The sequence below is a fragment of the Hymenobacter sp. ISL-91 genome (genome assembly GCF_018613725.1).
Classification (GTDB): Bacteria; Bacteroidota; Bacteroidia; order Cytophagales; family Hymenobacteraceae; genus Hymenobacter.
On record NZ_JAGGPS010000005.1, the window covers coordinates 55,272 to 78,494 of the forward strand.

General features: G+C 58.8%; 19 protein-coding genes and 2 tRNA genes. 8 read left to right on the forward strand and 13 right to left on the reverse strand.

Going from position 1 to position 23,223, the window contains the following annotated elements; translation table 11 throughout:
* Positions 1-49 precede the first annotated feature (49 nt).
* Positions 50-1,282, forward strand: coding sequence for a TolC family protein (locus J7E24_RS02300; protein WP_215134702.1), 1,233 nt, complete (start codon positions 50-52; stop codon positions 1,280-1,282).
* 130 nt (positions 1,283-1,412) lie between these two features.
* On the forward strand, positions 1,413-2,570 hold the full coding sequence (locus J7E24_RS02305) for an efflux RND transporter periplasmic adaptor subunit (protein WP_215134704.1): 1,158 nt from the start codon (positions 1,413-1,415) through the stop codon (positions 2,568-2,570).
* A gap of 139 nt (positions 2,571-2,709) precedes the next feature.
* Here J7E24_RS02305 and J7E24_RS02310 read toward each other — a convergent pair whose 3' ends face one another.
* From J7E24_RS02310 to mltG, 7 genes are all read right to left on the reverse strand, one after another.
* Positions 2,710-3,585 carry a PAS domain-containing protein gene (locus J7E24_RS02310; RefSeq protein ID WP_215134706.1) on the reverse strand — a complete coding sequence of 292 codons (876 nt, stop codon included), beginning with the start codon at positions 3,583-3,585 and terminating at the stop codon, positions 2,710-2,712.
* 30 nt (positions 3,586-3,615) lie between these two features.
* Positions 3,616-3,975, reverse strand: coding sequence for a hypothetical protein (locus J7E24_RS02315; protein ID WP_215134707.1), 360 nt, complete (start codon positions 3,973-3,975; stop codon positions 3,616-3,618).
* A 222-nt stretch (positions 3,976-4,197) separates the two neighbouring features.
* Positions 4,198-4,282 (reverse strand) — tRNA-Ser (locus J7E24_RS02320).
* A 113-nt stretch (positions 4,283-4,395) separates the two neighbouring features.
* A tRNA-Ser gene (locus J7E24_RS02325) sits at positions 4,396-4,482 on the reverse strand.
* Between the two features lie 108 nt (positions 4,483-4,590).
* Complete coding sequence (locus J7E24_RS02330) at positions 4,591-5,580, reverse strand: YihY/virulence factor BrkB family protein (RefSeq protein ID WP_215134709.1); 990 nt, start codon at positions 5,578-5,580, stop codon at positions 4,591-4,593.
* A gap of 111 nt (positions 5,581-5,691) precedes the next feature.
* Positions 5,692-6,177 carry an acyl-CoA thioesterase gene (locus tag J7E24_RS02335; protein WP_215134711.1) on the reverse strand — a complete coding sequence of 162 codons (486 nt, stop codon included), beginning with the start codon at positions 6,175-6,177 and terminating at the stop codon, positions 5,692-5,694.
* 88 nt (positions 6,178-6,265) lie between these two features.
* Positions 6,266-7,345 carry an endolytic transglycosylase MltG gene (gene mltG / locus J7E24_RS02340; RefSeq protein WP_215134713.1) on the reverse strand — a complete coding sequence of 360 codons (1,080 nt, stop codon included), beginning with the start codon at positions 7,343-7,345 and terminating at the stop codon, positions 6,266-6,268.
* A gap of 377 nt (positions 7,346-7,722) precedes the next feature.
* Here mltG and J7E24_RS02345 point away from each other — a divergent pair, with 377 nt between their 5' ends.
* Entirely contained in the window at positions 7,723-8,394 is a 672-nt protein-coding gene (locus J7E24_RS02345; RefSeq protein ID WP_215134715.1) for a T9SS type A sorting domain-containing protein, read from the forward strand.
* 264 nt (positions 8,395-8,658) lie between these two features.
* Positions 8,659-9,291: an L-threonylcarbamoyladenylate synthase gene (locus J7E24_RS02350; protein ID WP_215134717.1), complete on the forward strand. Its 633-nt coding sequence runs from the start codon at positions 8,659-8,661 to the stop codon at positions 9,289-9,291.
* Between the two features lie 87 nt (positions 9,292-9,378).
* Here J7E24_RS02350 and J7E24_RS02355 read toward each other — a convergent pair whose 3' ends face one another.
* Together J7E24_RS02355 and J7E24_RS02360 are read right to left on the reverse strand one after the other, a co-directional pair.
* Positions 9,379-10,284: a lysophospholipid acyltransferase family protein gene (locus J7E24_RS02355; protein ID WP_215134719.1), complete on the reverse strand. Its 906-nt coding sequence runs from the start codon at positions 10,282-10,284 to the stop codon at positions 9,379-9,381.
* Positions 10,281-11,165 (reverse strand): hypothetical protein, encoded by an 885-nt coding sequence (locus J7E24_RS02360; RefSeq protein ID WP_215134734.1) that lies wholly within the window; start codon positions 11,163-11,165, stop codon positions 10,281-10,283. Before J7E24_RS02360 ends, J7E24_RS02355 begins: the two co-directional genes overlap by 4 nt.
* 228 nt (positions 11,166-11,393) lie before the next feature.
* Between J7E24_RS02360 and J7E24_RS02365 the strand changes: the two genes are divergently transcribed.
* Positions 11,394-12,050: a WbqC family protein gene (locus J7E24_RS02365; RefSeq protein ID WP_215134736.1), complete on the forward strand. Its 657-nt coding sequence runs from the start codon at positions 11,394-11,396 to the stop codon at positions 12,048-12,050.
* Between the two features lie 119 nt (positions 12,051-12,169).
* Positions 12,170-14,803 (forward strand): ATP-dependent Clp protease ATP-binding subunit, encoded by a 2,634-nt coding sequence (locus J7E24_RS02370; protein ID WP_215134738.1) that lies wholly within the window; start codon positions 12,170-12,172, stop codon positions 14,801-14,803.
* 314 nt (positions 14,804-15,117) lie between these two features.
* Here J7E24_RS02370 and J7E24_RS02375 read toward each other — a convergent pair whose 3' ends face one another.
* The 4 genes from J7E24_RS02375 to J7E24_RS02390 all read right to left on the reverse strand — a co-directional run bounded on the left by J7E24_RS02375 (position 15,118) and on the right by J7E24_RS02390 (position 20,129).
* Positions 15,118-16,665, reverse strand: coding sequence for an MFS transporter (locus J7E24_RS02375; protein WP_215134740.1), 1,548 nt, complete (start codon positions 16,663-16,665; stop codon positions 15,118-15,120).
* A 6-nt stretch (positions 16,666-16,671) separates the two neighbouring features.
* A complete protein-coding gene (locus J7E24_RS02380; protein ID WP_215134742.1) occupies positions 16,672-17,838 on the reverse strand; it encodes an HlyD family secretion protein in 1,167 nt (388 codons plus the stop codon).
* A gap of 47 nt (positions 17,839-17,885) precedes the next feature.
* The gene (locus J7E24_RS02385) at positions 17,886-19,202 is read right to left on the reverse strand and encodes a TolC family protein (RefSeq protein WP_215134743.1); all 1,317 of its coding nucleotides are present in this window, start codon (positions 19,200-19,202) and stop codon (positions 17,886-17,888) included.
* A gap of 78 nt (positions 19,203-19,280) precedes the next feature.
* Positions 19,281-20,129 (reverse strand): helix-turn-helix domain-containing protein, encoded by an 849-nt coding sequence (locus tag J7E24_RS02390; protein ID WP_215134745.1) that lies wholly within the window; start codon positions 20,127-20,129, stop codon positions 19,281-19,283.
* A gap of 284 nt (positions 20,130-20,413) precedes the next feature.
* Between J7E24_RS02390 and J7E24_RS02395 the strand changes: the two genes are divergently transcribed.
* Both J7E24_RS02395 and J7E24_RS02400 read left to right on the forward strand, forming a co-directional pair.
* On the forward strand, positions 20,414-21,982 hold the full coding sequence (locus J7E24_RS02395) for an acyl-CoA carboxylase subunit beta (RefSeq protein WP_215134747.1): 1,569 nt from the start codon (positions 20,414-20,416) through the stop codon (positions 21,980-21,982).
* A gap of 153 nt (positions 21,983-22,135) precedes the next feature.
* On the forward strand, positions 22,136-23,206 hold the full coding sequence (locus tag J7E24_RS02400) for a M42 family metallopeptidase (RefSeq protein ID WP_215134749.1): 1,071 nt from the start codon (positions 22,136-22,138) through the stop codon (positions 23,204-23,206).
* Positions 23,207-23,223: the final 17 nt, after the last annotated feature.

The following is a 23,223-nucleotide window of genomic DNA, read 5'->3' on the forward strand; positions in this document are numbered from 1 at the left end:
CCCCGCCCCTACACCGTTGCACGACACCACCCTCATTACATTGAACCCCATGCGCCTCTTCCTGCTTATACTGGTTTTGATTCCCAGCTTGCTGCATGCCCAAAACACGCCCGGTACGCTGCCGCCACCGGCCCCGCCCGGCCCCGTCCGGCTTAATCTTGAACAGGCTCTGATTACGGGCCTCAGCCAGAGCCTGCTCACCCAAACCAACGGCCTGCAGATTGAGCAGCAACGGGCCCTGGTACGCACCGGCTACGATTTACCCCGCACCGTAGCCGACTATCAGTACGGTCAGGTTTCGGGGCCCTTGCGCGACCATACCTTCAACGTGGTGCAGCAAACGGCCCTACCGGGCGTGTATGCGGCCCAGCGCCGGCTGCTGGAAAGCCAGGTGGGTACCGCCGAACAGCGCGCCCGCCAGCAGCGCCGCGAACTGGCTTATTCCATCCGCAGCACCTACTATGAGCTGCTGCTTGGCTACCGCCGCACCGCGCTGCTACGCCGCCAGGACAGCCTGTACCAACGCGCCGCCCGCGCCGCCCGCATCCGCTACCAGACCGGGGCCACCAACCGCCTGGAGCAAGTGTCGGCCGAGGCGCGGCTTCGGGAGCTCCAGAACCGCCAGGCCCAACTGCTGACCGACCAACAGGTGCTTGGCCAGCAGTTGGCCGTGCTGCTCAACCAGCCCCAGCCGGCCCTCATCGACACCACTGTTTCGGCCCAGGTGCGCCTCATGCCCGCCGATACGGCGGGGCTTACGGCAGCCACCAACCCCACGCTGGGGCTGCTGGAACAGGAGCGCGAAGTAACTCGTCGCCAGACCCGGGTAGAGGAGCTGCGCCGCCTGCCCGACCTGCGCCTGGGCTACTTCACGCAAACTATCAACCAGGAAACGAGCTTTCATGTGGCCCAGGCCGGGGTAGCGCTGCCGCTGCTGGGCGGGGCACACAAGAGCCGCATTGCCGCCGCCCGCCTCGGCGAGCAGGCCGCCGACGCCCAGTTGCGTTACGCGGCGGCGCAGCTCGGTGGGCAGTTGGTGGGCCTGCGCCAGCGCCTGCGCCGGGCCACAGCTTCACTCGCTTACTACGAGCAAACTGCTCTGCCCCAAGCCCGCCTCATCCTCGATACGGCCGAAAAAAGCTTCCGGGCCGGCGACATTGAGTATGTGGAGTACGTGGTGAACACGGAGCCCGCCTGGCAAATCCGTACCACCTACCTCGACCAGCTTCAACGCTATAACGGCCTGGCTCTGCAGCTGCTGCTGCTCACGGGCCAGGACTAACGGCCTATACCACCGGTGTAGGGGCGGGCTTGTCCCCGCCCGCCTTTCGCACCGCCTCCATGATACCCGTTCAACGGCGGGCGGGGACAAGCCCCGTCCCTACGCTGTTCCAGCCTCCTTTTCTGCCTTTATGAAATACGCCTCTCTCCTACTGCTTTTTCTGCTGCCTGCCTGCGGTACCGATAAGCCGGCCGAGCCAGCCGCAACAACCACCTCAACACCTGCCCCGGCCCTCAGCCCCGACGAGGTACGCCTCAATCCGGCCCAGGAAAAGGCCGCGGGGGTGGAAACCGGCGCTTTCGTCTGGAAAAATATGACCTCCGATGTGCAGGCAAATGGTGTAATCGACGTACCGCCCCAAAACATGGCCTCCATTTCGGCCATTATGGGTGGCTACGTGCAGCGTGTGGCCGTACTGCCCGGCCAGCGCGTGGCCAAAGGCGGCACCGTGGCCGTGCTCCGCCACCCCGACTACATTCAACTACAGCAGCAATACCTCCAAAGCAAAGCCCGGGTGGAGTTTTTAACTCAGGAGCTGGAACGGCAGAAAATCCTCGACGCGGAAGATGTGGGGGCTAAGCGCAAGCTCCAGCAGGCCCGGGCCGACTATGCTTCTGAACAGGCCACCCTGCGCGCCACCACGGCCCAGCTGCAGCTGCTGGGCCTGCCCCTGGCTCGCCTCAACCGGGGCGAAATCACGCCCAGCGTGGTGCTTACCTCCCCTATTGGTGGCTATGTGAAATCGGTGAGTATAAATCCCGGCCAGTACGTAAACCCCCAAGATGTGCTGGTAGAGGTGGTGGACCGCTCCGACCTGCAGCTGGAGTTGAAGGTATTTGAGCGGGACATTGCGCGGGTAAAAATCGGTCAGCGCATCCTGTTCAAAATTCCCAGCCGCGGCTCCAGCGAAGACCTGACAGCACGGATATTTCTGGTGGGCAAGGCCTTCAACGATGGTCCTCAGCGTACCGTGAGTGTGCATGCCCACCTGGAGCCCGAACGCGACGACGTGCTACCCGGTCAATACGTAGCGGCCCACATCCAGACTACCGGGCGCCGCCAGCCTACGCTACCCGAAGATGCCGTGGTGCAGGCCGGCGAGTTCAGCTACGTCTTCACCCAAACCAAGCCCGGCACCTACCGCCGCTACCGGGTGCAAACCGGCCCTTCCGAAAACGGCGACGTGGCCCTCACCCTGCTCGACACCGGCGCCGACACCACCCGCCTTGTTCGCCACGGCGCCTATTTCCTCGATGCCGAATTGAAAAAAGGCCAGGAGCAGGAATGATTGATGGTTAATAGAGGGCGCTGTAGGGGCGGGGCTTGCCCCCGCCCGCCGTTGAACGACAACCGTAAAGCGGTGCGAAAGGCGGGCGGGGGCAAGCCCCGCCCCTACACCGTGCTGAATGACGTTCTGGCATTCTGCCCTACCCACCCTTCTGCTGCCGCAGCTGCTGTAGCTCGTGCTCCAGATCGAGGGTGCGAAACATGATTTTAGCTTCCAGGTCGGAATAGGCACGCTCCAGTTGGCCCTGCAGGTCTTTCTGGTCTGTGATGTCGGTATTGGTACCGCACCAGCGCACGATGCGGCCGGCTTCATCGCGGGTGGGCAGCGCCCGGCTCAAAAACCAGCGGTATTCGCCATCGTGGCGCCGGAGCGGAAATGTGTCTTCCCACTTGTCTTGGCCCTCAGTAATGGCTTTTCGGAAATTAGCCGTTACGCGCTCTACGTAGTCCGGATGATGCACGCTTTGCCAGTTCCAGCCCTGCATCTGCTCCAGCGTAGTGCCGGTGTAGTCGAACCAGCGCTGGTTGTACCAGAAGATGCTACCCGTCTCATCAGCCATCCAGGCCAGTTGCGGAATAGTATCGGCCAGCGTGGTAAAGTCCTGCTCTCGCTTCCGCAACGCCAGTTCCTGCATCTTCTGGTCGTGGATGTCGGTGCAGGTACCGAACCACTTGGTAATGCGGCCAGCCTCGTCTTGCACGGGTTGAGCCTGGCCCAAAAACCATCGGTAGTCGCCTTGCTTGCTTTTAAACCGGTATTCTATTTCGTAAAATTCGCCGGTTTCGAGCGAATGTTGCCAGCGTTTTGAGGCCCGCTGCCGGTCGTCCGGATACAACAGGTTGTTCCACATCTCGTCGCCTATACTGTCTTCTAGCGTGTAGCCTGTATAATCAATCCAGCGCTGGTTGAAGTAGGTATGGTAGCCGCTGGGGTCGGTAGTCCACACGAGCTGCGGAATAAGTTCGGCCAGGAAGCTGAAGTCGGCGGGCGTAAGGCGAGGAGTGACGGAGGCCATGGGCGAGCGGGCAAAAAGCGAACGAAAAACTTACGGCTGGGTGAGCTGCATTTCCATTCCAGACTGAAAATACAGATTCAGGTGGCTCTCCGAGCCAGTACGCGAACGGCGTAGCCGCGTTACAAGGGCGCGGGTCTGCTCATGGTCCAGCTCCAAGGTGAGGTACGGCCGGTTCAGTAGCTCGTCGCGCTGTACCATCCAACTACCCTCGTCCGATCGTCCCGGCCCTTCTATCTGCACCCGGCCCGGCTGCAACACCACCTGCTCGGCGCAGGCCATTAGGCTGGTGGGGTCGGTTTGGTTGAGCACCCGACTGGCAACCCGCCACACGCCCGCGAGGAGCTCATCGGGCAGTTGCTGCAGGTTTACATCAAACAGGGCTTGGGACATATAATACAGCTAATTGTGCAATTGGTATCACAGCAAATAAAAGGCCGCTCTGGCCTGAAAACCCTACTTCACATAAACATAATATGGCTGCGCCCCCAACCTAGCTGAGCAGTAAGCTACTGCGTTGCAGAAAATACAGACAGAAAAAGCTCCCCGGTTTCAACCGAAGAGCTTTTCTGGAAATCAGCCTTGGCTGCTAAGCGCCAACACGCTACTTGAACGCAGAGGAGGAGGGATTCGAACCCCCGGAGGTGTTACCCTCAACGGTTTTCAAGACCGTCGCAATCGACCACTCTGCCACTCCTCTAAAACAACAACCGAAAACTAAAAGTGAAGAATCAGAAATACTGAACCAGATTCTGCTTAACAGCTTGCTCCAGAATTTTCAATTCTTCACTCCCAATTTTCACCTCTAAAAAGCAGAGAAGGGGGGATTCGAACCCCCGATACCGTTGCCGGTATAACGGTTTTCGAAACCGTCGCATTCGACCACTCTGCCACCTCTCTGTAAAGGCCCAAACACGGCGGTTTGGGATGGCAAAAGTAAAGACGATTTGGAAATGAACAAGGTGCAGAGCAAAATTTTTCTTTCCGCAGACCCTACTCAGTTCATAATCAAGCGTTAATTGTTTTGGCATTGGGGCGGCGGCGGCGCGAAAAAAAGCCTGGTCGGCTGACGCCCCCCGTTACGGCATCGATGCTTACGTTTACCTCAAAACCCAGAATCAGGGTCATGCACACAAAATCGAGCCACACCATAAAGCCCACGAGTGTACCCACCGAGCCGTAAAAATGGTTGTAGCTGTCGAAAATTTTGACGTAGAGGATAAATAGAAACGACACCAGGAAGATGAGTAGCGTGGCAATAATGGCCCCCACCGACACAAATGGCCATTTATCATGCACCGGCGGCACATAGTAGTAAATCAGGCTGGTAGTCAGCAGGAACAGAAACACCACTGAGCCATAGCGCAATACGGCCGTCATTTGGTTGTTGAGGGCCTCGGGCACTATTTCCTTATACACCAGCGTATCAATAATGTAGGTACCAAAAAAGATGCCCGTAACCGCTATCAGCAGCACGGCTGCCAGCACGATGGTAAGCAGCGTGGCAATTACGCGCTTGCGGATGTAGGTGCGCTTCTTGAAGCTGGGGTATTTTTTTTCGAAGGCGTCGAGTAGCGCCATGATGCCGTTGGAGCTGAGCACCAGGGCCGTAGCAAAACCGAACGAGAGCAGCCCGCCGCGCTGGATAGTCACTACGTCCTCGATGGTACCCGATACGGCCCGGTACATCTCCTTTGGAATCAGGTCGGAGAGAAACTGCAGAATGTCTTCGTCGAGGTGCGGTATCGGAATCCAGGGGATGAGCGTGAACAGGAAGATAATGGTGGGGAAAATGGCAATGGTGAAGTTGAAGGCCATGTAGCTGGCCCGCTTGGCAATACCATCGAGCTTAATTTCCTGCAGCAGCTGCACTACCACATCATAAACCGAGGCCCGGCCGCGGGCAAACCGCAGCCGCTTCAGCCACACAATAAAGCGGCGGTACGAGCGGCGGCGCTGCACATCAGGCAAATGGTAGCGGCGCACAGGAGACCTCATGGACGGAAAAAGGGTGGTAGAGGAGAAAGTTAGGAAAAAACAGCCGCTCCCCTCCTTCCGGACATACTGCGCCTGGTACCGGAAGCCCAGGATAAGAGGCCGAAACCTCCGTTAGCTCAGGAATGCAGCCGGGGCCGGGGCGTCTGTTGGCGTGGCTGGCGGCGTGAGCGGACCGGCGGTTTCGTCGTCGGAGAAGTAGGGAGCCAGTTTGGCGGCAATGTCGGCCGGAATGGGCACGGGGCGGCCGGTGCTCATACTGGCGAATACCATCAGCGTGTGCCCTTCGGTCAGCAACACTTGGGCCTCGTTGTAAATTTCGTACTCGAACAAAATGCGGGTGCCTTCGGGCGGCTGGCGCAGCAGCAGGCGTACCGTCAGCAGGTCGTCGTAGCGGGCGGGGCGGCGGAAGCGGGTCCGGATTTCGCCCACCGGCATGCCCACTCCCTCGGCTTCCAAAGCTTTGTAGCTGATGCCCAACTGCCGGAAAGCCTCGGTACGGCACACCTCAAAATAGGCTGCGTAGTTGCCGTGGTACACGTAGCCCATCTGGTCGGTTTCGGCGTACCGTACGCGAATGTGGGTGTCGGAAGAGTACATTTTTAGTTGTTAGCTGTCAGTTGGTAGTTGTCAGTGCTCGGTTAAAGTAGCTGGACTGCCTGACAACTAGCAACCGACAACTGAAACCCTATTTCATAATGCCGGCGCGGCTGAGGGCAGCCTGGTAGCGACGGGCGTTTACGAGGTGCTCCTGCTCGTTGCGGGCAAAGGCGTGGTAGCCGCTGAAGTCTTCCTTGGCGCAAAAATACAGGTAGCTGTGCTCCTCGGGGTTCAAAACGGCATCGATGCTGGCAATACTGGGCAGGTTAATGGGGCCGGGCGGCAGGCCGCCATACTTGTAGGTATTGTAGGGAGAATCCTTAACCAGATGCTTGTTGAGCACGCGCTTGATGGTGAAATCCTGGTTGGCAAACACCACGGTGGGGTCGGCCTGTAGTTTCATACCCCTCTTGAGGCGGTTGAGGTAAACCCCGGCCACGCGGGGCCGCTCGTCGGCGTGCTGCTGCTGCTCGGCTTCTACAATGGAGGCCAGTACGCTCACTTCGGCCCGGCTTAGGCCCAGCTCCTTGCGCTTGGCGTCGCGGGCCGGCGTCCAGAATTTTTCGTGCTCCTTCTGCATGCGCTGCATGAGGTTTTCGGCCGAGGTGTTCCAGGCCAGGTCGTAGGTGTTCGGAATGAACATAGTGAGAATGCTCAGCGTGTCGAAGCCCAGGCTTTTGGTATAGGCGGGCGAGCTAAGCAGCGAATCGAACCGGGCAGCGGGCGCGTCGATGGCCTGGCCCAGGCGGCGGGCCAGATCCTGGCGCAGGCGCAGGCTCTGGAACGTAAGGCGCAGCGGCAGGCGGTTGCGGCCGGTGCGCAGGTCGCCGATGAGCTGGCGGTTGGTATAACCGTTTTTCAGCTCATAGCGGCCGGGTTTCACCAGCTGATCGTACTTCATAAGGCGGGCCACGAAGCGCAGGCTAAGCCGGTCGACGACCACGCCGCTGGCCTCAATCGAGTCGAGCACCTGCCGGCTGGTGTAGCCGGGGCGCACCGTTACATAGGTGGGCCGGCCCTTGGTTTCAATATTGGCCTCGAAGAAAACCTGGTAGAAATAATAAGAGAAGGTAATGAGAATGAGGCCGAAAAAACCAGTCAGGTAAGCAAACCGCTTGCGGCGACGGTCGGCGGCGGCTTTATACTCTTCAATGCGGGAGGTGGCCATGTAGCGGAACGGGGGTTAATACAACGGTAGCCCGTAAGTGGGACCGGACGTTAGGTGGCTTCGGCTTAAATTAGGTACTTTAGGGCTGACAAAAGTACGTTGTTTCCGCGGTCGGACTTGCGTGCCAACCTTCTTTGTATGTTTGCGTCCTTGGCTTTTTGCCCATCATTCTGATTCTGTACACCACTCAATTTTCCTTTCCTATGCAACACTCCTACTCGCTGCCTTCTGTAATCCGTATGGGTTTGGCCGTCGCGCTGCTTGGCCTTGCCCCAGCTGCTCATGCTCAACTGGGCCTTTATTCATTTACTGGCTCTACGGGCAGCGAAGCAACGCTGCCTGCTGACGCTCAGCCGGCCAACGCCACTCTAAGCGTCATGTCTCGGGGTACCGGAGTAGCGCCTTCCGCCGGGGCCAACACCTTTGCCTCCACTGACTGGAGCACCGCTACGCTGGATGCGGCTGATTACTACAGCTTCTCGGTGGCTCCGAGTACGGGCTATACGTTGCGCCTCGACAGCCTGCGCTTTTCGGAACGACGTTCGAGTACCGGTATCCGCGACTGGGCGCTTCGATCCAGTCTCGACAACTTCACGGCCAATATCATCACTGTAAACGTACCTGACAACACCGACACGCGAACTAATAAGATTATTGCCTTGCCCAAAACGTTCGAAAAGCTGGACAAGTCGGTGGAATTTCGAATCTATGGTTACAACGCAGAAGCTGCTCCAGGCTCGTGGCGTATTGATGACGTCCGGGTTAATGGCGCGGCTGTCGTTAGCACGCCTACCGGCGTGAGCTCGGCCAAGCTGGCTGGCAACGTGCTGGTATACCCTAACCCTGCCACCGACCAGCTAAACATTCGCGTAGCCGGCCGCGCCACCAAGGCAGCCGTAACGGTAACCGACCTGATGGGCCGCACCGTGCTCAAGGGCAAGGCTGCCGCCGATGGCACTTTCAGCCTGCGTAGCCTGCCAGCCGGCAACTACATGGTACTCGTGCAGGATGGCAATACCCAGACTTCGCACAAAGTGAGCAAGCAGTAAAGCAGGTAGCTGTTGCCGGATGGCTCCACATCCAGCCTACTGCCGGCAACAGACTCCTGACAGCTAATTTTCGAGAACGAGCCCCGGCCCAACCGCCGGGGCTCGTTGGCTTTAAGGGAAGTAGTATTTGGCAGACAGACAACAAAACCCTCGCTTTTACCGAAAACAGTAGCACCTTTCTGCCTTGGCTGTTACCTTGGCGAGTCCATCTGCTGGTTAGCCAAGCCAGCTCGGCCTCTATTTTTCATTTCTTGCCCCCTGCCTATGTCTGCTACGCTGCTACGCATCCATCCCGATAATCCGCCCCTCAACCGTATTCAGCAGGCGGTAGAAGTCATCCGCAAAGGAGGCGTTATTATTTACCCAACCGACACGGTGTATGGCATTGGGTGCGATATTCACAATGCCAAAGCAGTGGAACGGGTGTGCCGCATCAAAGGGCTGAATCCCGATAAAGCCAACCTCAGCTTTATCTGCCACGACTTATCCCACATCAGCGACTACGCGCACGGCATCACCACGCCCGTTTACAAGGTGCTGAAGCGGGCGTTACCGGGACCGTTCACGTTCCTGTTCGAAGCCAGCGCAAAAGCCCCCCGCCAAGGCGGGCGGCAGCGCAAATCCGTGGGCATCCGCATCCCCGACAATCCCATCGTTCTGCAGCTGGTGCGCGAGCTGGGCAACCCCATCATGAGTACCTCGGTGCGCGAAGACGAGAATACGTTGGACGAGTACGTGACCGACCCCGACCTGATCTATGAAAAATACCGCTCTATGGTAGATCTGGTTATTGATGGCGGCTTTGGCAACAACGTCCCCAGTACTATTATCGATTGTACCAATGATGACTTCGAGCTGATTCGCCAGGGTGCCGGCGACATCGAGCAGTATCTGTAGTGTTTGGGGCTACAAGCTATCAGCCGCAAGCTACAAGCTGATGTTGAACATCAGCTTGTAGCTTGCGGCTGATAGCTTGTAGCTCAATTACCGCTTATGCTTCCAGCGGCGGTGGCTCCAGAGGTAGTCGGAAGGACTGGCCTGGATGTCGCGCTCTAGCAGGCGGGCAAAAGCCTCCGTCAACTGGTGTTCCTGGGGCGGCAGCGTGGTCTGGCCGTCGTGCAGTTCGGTGAGGCTGATGCGGTAGTAGCCCCGCCGGACGCGCCGAATGGTGACGTACACGGCCGCGCAGCCAAACTGCGCCGCCAGCTTATCGGCCCCGGTATAGAAAGGTGTGTCCTGATGAAGAAAGTTAGTCCAGTAGGGCTGATCTTCCGGGCCGGCGGCTTGGTCGGAGAGCATGCTGAGGGCGCGGCCCTGGCCGCGGTGGCGCAGTAAGTCGCGCAGGGTGCTTTTCATCGGCAGCAGCTTGGCTCCTAGGCGGGTGCGCAGCTCCAGCAGAAACGACTCGAAGAAAGGATTCATCAGCGGCTTATATACGCCCGTTACCCGCCCCGGGAACACCACTGCCCCCGATGGCAGAATCCATTCCCAGTTGCCGGTGTGCGAGCCCAGCGTGAGAACCTGTTTGTTTTCGGCGAACAGCCGCGCCAACACCTCCGGGTTCTCAATCACCACCCGTCGCCGCATTTCTGCAGCCGAAAGTGTACGCAGCTTCAGGATTTCGACCATTACCTGGGCAAAATGCCAGTAAAAGCCATTGGCTATCTGGTCGATTTGCACGGCGGACTTTTCAGGAAACGAGTTGCGCAGGTTTTCCAGCACCACCCGCCGCCGGTAGCGTAGCACGTAGGCCATAAGCCAGTACAGCAGCCGGGCAACACCATAAAGCACCGCCAGCGGCAGGCTAGCCAGACCGACTAAAAGCCAGTTGAGGGGCCGGAAATACCAGGGGTAAGCGGGAAAAACGGTCGGACTTATTGGGACGCTCATCGGGGCATTGTAGCCCCGGCGGGGGCATAATCGGTGGGGTTGCGTTGCACGGAGGAGGTTTGGGTAGTCAGAACGCGGTTCTTGGCGTCCCGCACTTCCAGCGTGAGGCTATAGCTACCGGCGGGCACCTTGCTCAGGTCCAGCTCGCCGGTAAGCACGGTGGGGCGGCCGTCAGCGCCCTGGGCCAGCCCTTTGCCACTGGCCACGTTGGTCTTTCCGGCCAGCGCCCGCAGGCGGTAAAGCACTACCAGCGGCTGGCCCGCCGTGGCGTTGTACAGCTCGGCGTAAAAAAACAGCTTCTCCTGGCCGCGGGCATACAGCCCCCCGGGGGTTCGGGTCAGGCTCAGACCCTGGCGGATGAAGTTGTTGGCCTCGATGCCCGACCGACTGGCGGGCCGGGCCAGCAGCACCAGGCTGCTCAGCTGGGGCTTGGTAGCCCCAAACTCAACCACCAGCGGCTGCTCCACAATAACCGTCGAGGCGGCCCGGTTCTGGTCGCGCAGCTGGCCGCGCAATGTATAGCTGCCGGCCGGCAGCAGCAGGCGCTTCTGGAAGCTGATGGGGTTTTTAATGGCCGCCGTCGTATCGCGCAGCACCGGAGGCTTCAGGGTGATGGTTTCCTGATAAGCCGCCGTGCCATCGGGCCGGATGGCTTCGAGCGTAACCAAAGCCGCTGCCTGATATACCTTCGGAGCCCGGCGCTTGTATACCAAGTGCTGGCCTGAAACGGTGGCGTACACTTCCACTACACCACCCTTCACAGCTACATCATCATTGCGAAACGTAGCAGCGTCGAGCAGCAGCTGGGCATCGGCCGGAGCAACAGGTAAGGCCGACAGCAAAACCAGCAGCGGCAGGAAGAAGCGGAAGCGAACGGGCATTATGTCAGTTTGGCGGTACAAGCAGCGGTGTTGGCAGTGGGTTTGCGGAGAACAACCAGCGTTGCTGTAACGCAAAATTGCGACTTTTCTGCCAGCCTTTTACTGAACTTATAGCTATCAGCTGCTAGCTGTCAGCTTCGTTCACACCGCAAGTCGATTTTTCGGCTTACGATTTCTATTAAAACAAAAGCTAACAGCCGAAAGCTACTAGCCATCAGCTTAAATCTAGTGCCCGACGTTCTTTTTGAAACGCAGTACCACCCGCCCATTGCCTTCTTTGCCGCGCTGGCCAGGGCCGATGCTTTGTGGCTGGAAGCCCACGACCATTACCGCAAACAAACCTACCGCAACCGTTGCCTGATTCTCACGGCCCAGGGCGTAAAGCCGCTTTCGGTGCCCGTAATTGATGGCAACCGCAGTGAGAAGGTACTTAGCTCACTCATCGAGATAGACTACCGTCAGAACTGGCGGCACCAGCACCTGCACACGCTGCAAACCGCTTATGGTGGCACGCCGTATTTCGAGTACTACATCGAATATCTGCGCGACATCTACCAGCAGAAACCCGCCCGGCTCTTCGACCTGAACTTGGCGCTGCTCCGCTTTTACTGTCGCTGCCTACGCTTGCCTCTGCCCATTCACCTCACCACCCACTACCAGCCTCCCGTAACTGGCGGAGGGCTGCTGCCAGCGAAGGAGCTTCCCTCCTCTCCGCTCGATTTGCGCGATACCCTCTCGCCCAAGCACCACGTGCTACCGGCCGGACCTGACAGAGCGTCGGTACCGACTTACGGGCAGCATTTTGGTAAAGATTTTGCACCCGGACTCAGCATCTTAGACCTGCTCTTTATGCAGGGTCCGGCCGCCGGCAGTTTTCTTGCGTAGTGCCTACCAGTGCCCGAACCAACGCCCGGTACTAGCTGTTTCAGTTTACATCGGCCAAATCTGCTCCGTGAACCATTTCTATTGGGCAGCAATCCGTTTTTCTTTTCTACCTTATCTGCATGGAAGCTAAATTCTCAAACAGAGTCAAGGAGGTCATCTCCCTGAGCCGGGAAGAGGCCATCCGGCTGGGGCACGACTATATCGGGACCGAACACCTACTGCTGGGCATGATCCGCGAAGGGGAAGGTACTGCTCTAGGCTTGCTTAAAAAGCTGGGCGTGTCCATCGATGAGCTTAAGTATGCGCTCGAGCAGGCCACCCGCAATACGGCCACTCAGGGCACCAGCATTACTGGCTCGATTCCTCTGACCAAACAGACCGAGAAAGTCCTCAAGATCACCTATCTGGAGGCCAAAATCTTCAAAAGCGAAATTATCGGCACCGAGCATCTGCTGCTCTCGATTCTGCGCGATGAAGACAATATTTCGTCCCAAATTCTGAGCAAATTCAACGTGAACTACGAATCTGTGCGCGACTCGCTCGATTACCACGGTAACACGGCGAACAATCCTACCTCCGGCCCCGAGGCCGACGACGACGATAATGACCGCCTCTTCGGAGGTGGCGGGGCCGGCCGCGGCGCGGCGGGCGCCACGCCCAAGAAGGGCAACGACAAGTCGCGTACCCCGGTGCTCGACAACTTCGGCCGCGACCTCACCAAGATGGCCGAGGATGACAAGCTCGACCCCATTGTAGGCCGCGAGAAGGAGATTGAGCGTGTGGCGCAGATTCTGAGCCGCCGCAAGAAAAACAACCCAATTCTCATCGGGGAGCCTGGCGTGGGCAAAACGGCTATTGCCGAGGGCCTGGCCCTGCGCATTGTGCAGAAGAAGGTGTCGCGGGTGCTGTTCGGCAAGCGTGTGGTTACGCTCGACCTAGCTTCGCTGGTGGCCGGTACCAAGTACCGCGGCCAGTTCGAGGAGCGCATGAAGGCCGTGATGAACGAGCTGGAGAAGTCGCCCGACGTGATTCTGTTCATCGACGAGCTACACACGATTGTGGGTGCCGGCGGTGCTTCGGGCTCGCTCGACGCTTCCAACATGTTCAAGCCGGCCCTGTCGCGCGGCGAGATTCAGTGTATAGGTGCTACCACGCTCGACGAGTACCGCCAGTACATTGAGAAGGACGGCGCGCTGGCCCGGCGTTTCCAGATGGTGATGGTAGACCCTACCTCGCCCGAGGAGACGGTGGAAATCCTGAACAACATCAAGGACAAGTACCAGGACCACCACCACGTCGTGTACACCGACAAGGCCATTGAGGCCTGCGTAAAGCTGTCGGACCGCTACATGTCGGACCGGTTCCTGCCCGACAAGGCCATCGACATTCTCGATGAGGCCGGTGCCCGCGTGCACATCAACAACATCGTGGTACCCGAGGACATTCTCAAGCTCGAGGAGCAGATTGAGAACATCAAGGGCGAGAAGAACCGCGTGGTGAAAAGCCAGAAGTACGAGGAGGCCGCCAAGCTCCGCGACACGGAAAAGAAGCTGATTGACCAACTCGACACAGCCAAAAAGGACTGGGAAGAGGACACCAAGAAGAAGCGCTACACCGTAAAGGAGGAAAACGTAGCCGAGGTGATTGCCATGATGACTGGCATCCCGGTTTCGCGCGTGGCCCAGAAGGAAAGCGCCAAGCTACTCAACATGGGCGAGGAGCTCAAGGGCAAAGTGATTGGCCAGGACAAGGCCATTCAGCAGCTCGTGAAAGCCATCCAGCGCACGAGAGTGGGCCTCAAGGACCCCAAGAAGCCCATCGGCTCGTTCGTATTCCTGGGTCCGACCGGCGTGGGCAAGACGGAACTGGCCAAGGTGCTGGCCTCGTACCTGTTCGACAAGGAAGATTCGCTGGTGCGGATTGATATGTCGGAGTACATGGAGAAGTTCAGCATCTCGCGCCTGGTGGGCGCGCCTCCCGGCTACGTGGGCTATGAGGAGGGCGGCCAGCTGACGGAGAAAATCCGCCGCAAGCCGTACTCGGTGATTCTGCTCGACGAAATCGAGAAGGCCCACCCCGACGTGTACAACATTCTGCTCCAGGTGCTGGACGACGGCATTCTCACCGACGGCCTCGGCCGCAAGGTGGACTTCCGCAACACCATCATCATCATGACCTCCAACATCGGGGCGCGTGATTTGCAGGACTTCGGCGCCGGCATTGGCTTCGGTACCAAGTCGCGCCAGGAGAACATGGACGAGTTGACCAAGGGCACCATCACCAACGCCCTGAAGAAGACCTTCTCGCCCGAGTTCCTGAACCGTTTGGATGATGTGGTGGTCTTCAACTCCTTGGAGAAGAAGGATATCCATAAGATTATCGACATCAGCCTCAGCAAGCTCTTGAACCGCATCCAGACGCTGGGCTACAAGGTGGAGCTGACCGAGGCCGCTAAGGACTTCGTGGCCGAGAAAGGCTACGACCCCAAGTACGGCGCGCGTCCGCTCAACCGGGCCATCCAGAAGTACATCGAAGACCCGATTGCCGAGGAAATCCTGAAGGCGGAAATTGCCCAAGGCGACGTCATCACCGCCGACTACACCGAAGGCGCGGAGGAACTCACCTTCTCAACCAGCAAGGGCGACGGCGTAGCCATCCCCCAGGCCAGCGACGAGCGGCCCGAGGAAGCTCCGGAAGAAGCACCCGAAGCTTCCGACGACGAGCCTACCGATGCCAAGAGCAAAGGCGAGTAAGTAAGCTTGGGTTTGAAAGTAAAACGGCCGGCTCCCACTATGGGGGCCGGCCGTTTTTGTGACTATATTCCAACACACCTTCCATTAAAGGTATACATGAGGCTAATCCTACTGCTGTTTAGATTGAAGCTGTTTAGGAAGTGTCAGGAATCAATTTGGACGTCATGCGGAGCGCAGCCGAAGCATCTCTACCGCTTCATTAAACGACCACAACGAAGCGGTAGAGATGCTTCGGCTGCGCTCCGCATGATGTCCTTTTGACTTGCTAAACAACTTCAATACTAGCCTCGCCCGAAACTATGGGGTGGGGTGGCTTAAGCTTTTGCAAACCGGTAGCCTCGCAGGCTATTGCCGCGAATCATTTTGCGGAAGAACACCACCCGGCGGTAGTTGAACTGGCCGTAGTGGTGGGTGAGTACGAACAGGGCAATCGGGAAGAAGAGCAGGCACAGGCAGCCCAGCACCACTTTACCCGATGCCATCAGCGCGTTTAGCTGGAGGCTTTGGTAGAGGCTGCTGCTGGCCATGACGCCCGCATCGAGGGTGCCGGCCAGGTCGTTGAGGCTTTGCCACTGGCCGGCATAGCCGGCCCAGCCCAGCAGGGCGCTGGCCAGGGCCGTAGCGAAGAACGTGCGCACCATCAGCAGAATGGCCGTAATACCCAGGCTCTGCTCGGGGGTCATGTTGACGGCGGCATAGTACCAGACCACGATGAAGAGCAGGCCCATACCCAGCCCTTTCAGGAACATGGGAAAGTAGAGGTACTCGATGTTTAGCTGGGGCTGAATCAGGAAGTACAGGCAGGCCGAATGCAGGAAGAAAGCGAAAAAGCCGAGCAGGATGACGTATTTCAGGTTCAGGCTCTTCTTGAATCCGAAGAACGCCACGACGCCCGAAAGCAGAATCCCCGGAATCATCCACAGGTTCAGCTGCGCGTTAATCAGGTTGCTGTAGCCCAGCACGCCCATCGAGTACTGCACATAAATGCCCGAGCTGGCCAGGTAGATGCCCACAAACAGCAGCAGCACCAGGCTGTGCCACACATGCTCGCGCTTAATCAGCTCGAACTGAATAAGCTTGCGCTTGAGGAAGCGCTGCCGGATAACCGTGAGGGCCAGGAAAGCCACGCCGGCCACCAGGCCCAGCGGCACGTAGCCCGCCTGGAACCAGCCCTGCTGCCGCATAAAGCTCAGGGCGTAGTTGAACGCCATAGCCGAGGTAGCCAGCAGCAGCAGCGAAAGCCAGTCGAGCTGGTAGAGGGGCATTTTGCGGGCGAACCGCTGGTTGTGCTGGAAAATGAGGCCCAGCGCGGCAACGCCGAGCATGATGGCCGCCATCAGCAGGTAGGGCGCCTGGTAGCCGGAGTTGGCGATGAGGCCGGCGAAAAAGTAGCCGGCCACCTGGCTGACCACGATAATGATGGGGTAGAACAGTGAGTAGAACCGGCCCCGCTCGCCCTGGGGGGACAGAATGAACAGCACCGGCAGAATCATTTCCATCAGCCCGAACATCTTGAAGAAGCCAATAAGCAGGCTTCCGACAATCAGCACGTGCGGGTTGTCGGTGGTACCGTTCAGCAGCAGCAGCAGCGCCACAATGATGGACGTGCCCACCAGAATTTCCTTGGAGCGGAACCGCACCTTCACCCGCATAATAATGCTCAGCGCCAGTCCCATACCAATGGTGCCGGCGTTGTTGGCGGCCGCAATGTAGTCGGCATACACCCCCAGCGCGCCGGAAATATCGGTGATGTTGGTCGTGAATACGCCGCTGACCACGGCCAGCGGCGGCATAATGAGGAGAATGAGCAGCAACATCAGGGGCTTGGGCACCCAGGTTGCAAAGGGTCCTTGGTTGTACATGGCGGTTTATTGGAGCGTAACCTGCACGTTCATGCCGGCGCGGAGCAGTTCCAGGTCGGCGGGCTGGTTGCGGCTGGTGAATTCGATGCGCACCGGAATCCGCTGCTGCACCTTCACGAAGTTGCCGGTCGAGTTATCCACCGGAATGGCGGCGTACTTGGCGCCCGTCGCGCCCGAAATGGCGGTGATTTTGCCTTCGAACTCCTGGCCACCCAGCGCATCAACCCGGATAAGGGTGTGGCCGCCCAGCTGCACGTTGGCCAGCTGGTTTTCGCGGTAGTTAGCCGACACCCAGATGTTGCTGATATCCACGATGGTAGCTACCTGCTGGCTGGGGCTGAGCAGCTGGCCCACGTTCACGGCCCGGCGGCCCATAATGCCGTCATGCGGGGCCGTAACCACCGTGTAGCTCAGGTTGAGCCGCGCCATTTCCAGCGCGTTCTGGGTGCGCTTGATTTCGGCGTCGTTCAGGCCCAGCCGGGCCTGCACTTCGTTCACCGTCAATGAGCTGGAGCCGCCGTTGTTGGCCACCGCCCGGAACTGGGCCTGGGCGGCCTCCAGCTGGGCTTTGCTGGCGTCGTACTCGGCCTTCACCTGGTCGAATTGCTGGTGGGTGACGGCCTCGTCGCGGAGCAGGTTCTGGTAGCGGCGGAAGTTCTGCTCGGTGTTCCAGAACCGGGCCCTGGCGGCGGCCATGCTGGCCTTGGCGGCGGCCGTGTTGGCCGAAGCCGTCGAGACGTTGTTGGAAACCGTGCGCACCGACTGACGGGTGGCGTTTTTGGAGGCCAGCGCGGCCTGGTAAGCGGCCTCGGCCTGGCCCAGCTGGGTTTGCAGCTCCCGGCCATCCAGTACCAGCAGCGTGTCGCCTTTCTTCACCCGCTGGTGCTCAATAAACCGGATTTCCTTGATATAGGCCGATACCCGGGTATTGATAGGGTTGATGTAGGACTCGACCTGGGCCGAGTTGGTGTACTTGTCGTTGCCCACGTTGTAGTAGGCGGTGGTTACCCAGTAGAGGCCGCCCAGCACCAGGGCCAGCACCAGCCAGTTCACCAGGTTCAGGCCCGATTTCTTCCTGGCTACAGTTTTTTTGGGCGGCTGCCGGGGCTCCGACGACTGCACTGCGGTAGTTTCTTCGATAAGGTCGGTTTGGGTTTGTATGTCCGTTGCCATGGCAGGTAGGGGTAGCGTAGGTGGAGGGAGGGTATTGCGGGCAATTATTACAGCTGCCCGCTGTCCTTCAGGAGTTTGTAGTAGGAGAAAACGATGTTGGCCTCGGCATTCGTGAATTGCAGCTCGGCGTCGAGCTTGGCGTTACTGGCGTCGAGCAAATCCAGCAGAATGGCCAGCTGGTTGTTGTATTTGCTTTCCATGATGCGGTAGTTTTCCGCCGCCAGGCTCTTCTGCACGCCGTAGGTATTGCGCTGCGAAACGGCCTCGTGGTACTTGATGTAGGAGGCATTAACGGCCACCTCAAGCTGCTGCTCGGTGTCATTGGCCTGGGCCTGGGCTTTGTCCTGCTCGAAGCGGTTGAGCTGCACCTTGCGCGGTGTTTTGTAGAGCGCATCGAGGTTGATGTTGAGCGAGAGGCCGGTGCTCCAGCCATTGCTGTACATATCCAGGGCCGGCACGCTGGTCGTCAGGGGCCGTTGCAGCTTGTTGCCGCTGAACAGCGACAACGACGGCGAGCGTTCGGCCCGGATTACCTTGTCGGCCACGTCGTACACTTCCACGCTGCGCCGGGCCAGCAGCAGCGAGGGGTGGTTTTTGCTCGCCAGCTGGTAATCCTGCACCGCGCTTACCTCGGCCGTGGCCAACAGCGCCTCTTCGGGCACTACCACCACTTCGTCGGGCAGACCCAGCGCCACGGTCAGTTGCTTGTTGAGGATGGCGCGGTTGTTCTGCACGACCTGCCGGGCCAGGTTGAGGTTGGAGAGTTGCAGCTCGGCCCGCACCACATCGTTGCGCGTAACGAGGCCTTCCTTGTACAGGCGCTGAATGTTTTGCAGGCGCCGCTCGGCCAGGGCAATGTTCCTGGTATAAACTTTTTCCTGGTTGAGCAGCTTGTACACGTCGAGGTAGTGCCCCAGTACCAGCAGCTTGATATTCTGCTCGTTCGACTCGTAGTTGAGCTGCATCAGCCCTTCCTTCAGCGACTGAATCTGAATCGAGTTGCGCACGAGTCCGCCCTTCCACACCAGCCAGTTGGCTTCGGTCGAAAAGCTGGTGCCGTGGTGGGGTATGTCCACTTTCGTGGCATTCGAAAAGTCCTTGTCGAGCACCACTGCATTGCCCAGGTAGTAGCCCTGCAAGCCGGCCGATACCGAGGGCAGCTGCGCGTTCTTGGCTACTTCCGTGCTTTGCCGGGCAATATCGATATCGGCCTTGGCCACCTTCAGCTTGGGGTGGTTCTGCCGGGTTAGCTCAAACAGCCGGGCTACGGACACCCGCTGCTCGGTCTGCTGGGCCTGCACGGGCACCGCCAACAGCAGCAAAAACATGTCCGTCAGTAGGTTAACGAGAATAGTGGGTTTCATTGCACTTACCTTTTGGTATAGTACAAAGGTCGGCACCCCGGCCCGCCCCCGGAAGGTTGGGACAGCCTCAAAAAAGGTCTAAATGGTATCTACCCGCTGGTTCTGCTTGCGAAAGTTGAAGGGGCTGGAGCCGGTATGCTTCTTGAAAAACTTGCCGAACGCGTACTGATCCGAGAACTTCAGGGCTTCCGCTACTGCATACACGGGTTCTCTGGTATTCAGCAGCAGCTCTTTGGCCTCATTTACCAGCGTTTCGGCAATAAACCGGCTGGGCGGTTGCCGGGCCACTTCGCGCACGCAGTTCGACAGATATTTTATCGACACACAGAGCGTATCGGCATAGAATTTCAGCTCCTTTTCTTCCTTGGCATACTGGCTTACCAGCTCGAAGAACTGCACCGTCAGCTGCTCCTTGCGCAGGTTGCGGCTTTCGGTCTCGTGCAGACGCGAAAACATTTCGTCGGCTATCATAAAGCCAATAACCGAGCTGAGCCCGGTAACGATTTCGGTGTTGAAGCCATAGCCGCTGCTATTGGCCAGATGGTATTCCAGCTGCCGGCACAGTTCCAGCAGGTAGCCGAACGCCGGCTCGGGCAGCTCCAGCACGTTGGCGTTCGGGGCGCCACCCCCGCGCATAATCCGGAAAGAGCTGTAGCCGTTGAAGCTGTAGTTAATCCGCTGGCGCAGCTCTTTTCGGTCAAAGGAAATAATATAAAACCGTACGTCGGCGCTCAGTTCCTGAAACTGATAGACGTTGCCAGGAGATAAAACCACCAAATCCTGCGCCAGCTGCCGCAACGGCTGCTGATTGATTTCCAGCTGTGCGGTGCCGCTATAAATCAAGATAAAGCCAACGCCGGTAGGCCGGAACGAACTGCTTGTATTCAGCTGGTTTTGCAGGATTGTCTCGTTGTAGATTTTGATCATAGCTCAGCGTTATTCATAATGCTCAAGTTGCCGCGAATAGCACTCAGTCAGCCTTGGCATACGGCTCCGCTGCCAGTGCCGGCGGAGGCCCGGCAGCTGGCAGTTGCCCCACCTTGCTTTTGCTCCGCCCTCAAGGTAGCTACCTTAACCCGCCCACCCAACTGCTGCACGTAGCCTCTACACCACCAGCCGCGCCCGAATCTTGAGCGCGGCTTTTCTGGCTTGAGACCTTACCTTTGGCTACCTAACGCTGCTTACTTCATCCCGACTATTCCCACCCCGCAATGTCCGACTCGCACGCCGACGCCCAGCTGAGCCCGCTCGAAGTTCTCGCCCGCAAAAACCAGGAGGCCCTGCTCGGCGGCGGCCAGGCCCGCATTGATAGCCAGCACAAAAAGGGCAAGCTCACGGCCCGCGAGCGAATCGATTTGCTGTTTGACGAGGGCTCGTTCGAGGAAATCGGCAAGTTCGTGATGCACCGCTCCAAGGACTTCGGCCTCGATAAGGAGTATTACCTCGGCGACGGCGTGGTAACGGGCTACGGCACCGTGCAGGGCCGGCTGGTGTACGCCTTCTCCCAGGATTTCACGGTGTTCGGCGGCTCGCTGAGCGAAACCCACGCCGAGAAAATCGTGAAAATCATGGACCTGGCCATGAAGAACGGCGCCCCCGTTATCGGCCTCAACGACTCGGGCGGCGCGCGCATTCAGGAGGGCGTGGTGAGCCTGGGCGGCTACGCCGACATCTTCTATAAGAATACGCTGGCATCGGGCGTGGTGCCCCAGCTGTCGGCCATTATGGGCCCCTGCGCGGGCGGCGCGGTGTACTCGCCCGCCATCACCGACTTCATTCTGATGGTGGAGGACACGAGCTACATGTTCGTGACCGGCCCCAACGTGGTGAAAACCGTGACCCACGAAACCGTAACCAGCGAGGAACTGGGCGGCGCCAGCACCCACTCGGCCAAAAGCGGCGTCACGCATTTTTCGTGCGCCAACGAGGTGGCCTGCATCACCCGCGTGAAGCAACTGCTGAGCTACATGCCCCAGAACTGCGAGGAAACCGCCCCGATGCTGCCCTACGAGGCCGGCCAGAACGAAAGCCGCCCGGTGCTCGACACCATCATCCCCGAAAACCCCAACCAGCCCTACGATATCCGCGAGGTAATTGAGGGCCTGATTGATGCTGACTCGTTCCTGGAAGTGCACCAGAACTTCGCCGAGAACATCGTGGTGGGCTTTGCCCGGCTCGGCGGCCGGAGCATCGGCATCGTGGGCAACCAGCCGGCCGTACTGGCTGGCGTGCTCGACATCAACGCCAGCACCAAGGCCGCCCGCTTTGTGCGCTTCTGCGACTCGTTCAATATTCCGCTACTGGTGCTGGAGGACGTGCCTGGCTTCCTGCCCGGCACCGACCAGGAGTGGCGGGGCATCATCACCAACGGCGCCAAACTGCTCTACGCTTTCTGCGAGGCCACCGTACCGCGCATCACCGTCATCACCCGCAAAGCCTACGGCGGGGCCTATGACGTGATGAACTCCAAGCACATCGGGGCCGATATGAACTACGCCTGGCCCACCGCCGAAATTGCGGTTATGGGTGCCAAGGGCGCGGCTGAAATCATCTTCAAGCGCGAAATAGCCGCCGCCGAGAACCCCGAAGCCAAGCTCCAGGAGAAGGTAGATGAGTACCAGCAGAAGTTCGCCACGCCCTACCGCGCCGCCCACCGCGGCTTCGTGGATGAGGTCATCCTTCCCTCCCAGACCCGCCAGAAGCTCATCCGCGCCTTCAAAATGCTGGAAAACAAGGTGGCCACGCTGCCCCGCAAAAAGCACGGCAACATTCCGCTGTAGTTCTGCTTTTAATAGTAGGTCATTAGTAAAAGAACGTCATGCTGAGCTTGCCGAAGCATCTCTACCGCTTCGTTGCAATAGGAATCCAACGAAGTGGTAGAGATGCTTCGGCAAGCTCAGCATGACGTTCTTCTTTTTAACATTTACCCAACTATGCGTCAAGAATCATTCGATTTCCTGCAGAAATACCTCAACAATCCCTCCCCCACCGGCTTTGAGAAAGAAGGCCAGCAGATTTGGCTGGAGTACCTCAAGCCCTACATCGACGAGTACTTCGTGGATACCTACGGCACGGTGGTGGGCGTCATCAACCCCGAGGCCGAGTACAAGGTGGTGATTGAGGCCCACGCCGACGAAATCAGCTACTTCGTCAACTTCATCACCGAATCGGGCTTCCTGTACCTGCGCAAAAACGGCGGCTCCGACCCCCTCGTGGCCCCCAGTAAGCGCGTGAACATCCACACCAAAAAGGGCATCGTGAAAGCGGTATTCGGCTGGCCCGCCATCCACACGCGCAAGCCCGACCAGGACAAGGCGCCCACGATGGAAACGGTGTTCCTCGACTGTGGCGCTTCGAGCAAGGAGGAGGTAGAGGAAATGGGCATCCACGTCGGCTCGGTCGTGACGTTCGAGGATGAGTTCATGGTGCTCAACGACAAGTTCTATGTGGGCCGGGCGCTCGACAACCGCATCGGCGGCTTCATGATTGCCGAAGTAGCTCGTCGCCTCAAGGAAGAAGGCAAAAAGCTGCCCTTCGGCCTCTACGTGGTGAATGCGGTACAGGAGGAAATTGGCCTGCGCGGGGCCGAGATGATTGCCCACCGCATCCAGCCCGACGTGGCCATCATCACCGACGTGACCCACGACACGCAGTCGCCGATGTACGAGAAGAAGACCAGCGGCGACCTGTTCTGTGGCAAAGGCCCGGTAATTACCTACGGCCCGGCCGTGCAGAACAACCTGCGCGACCTCATCATCGAAACTGCTCTGAGCGCCGAAATTCCCTTCCAGCGCGCTGCCGCCACCCGCGCCACCGGCACCGACACCGACGCCTTCGCCTACTCGCACTCCGGCGTGGCCGCGGCCCTGATTTCGCTGCCCCTCAAGTACATGCACACGACCGTCGAAACCGTGCATAAAGACGACGTGCAGCATGTCATCGACCTGATTTACGAAACCGTGCTCCGCATCGAGGACAAGCAGGATTTCCGCTACTTCAGCTAAGAACGATGTAGGGGCGG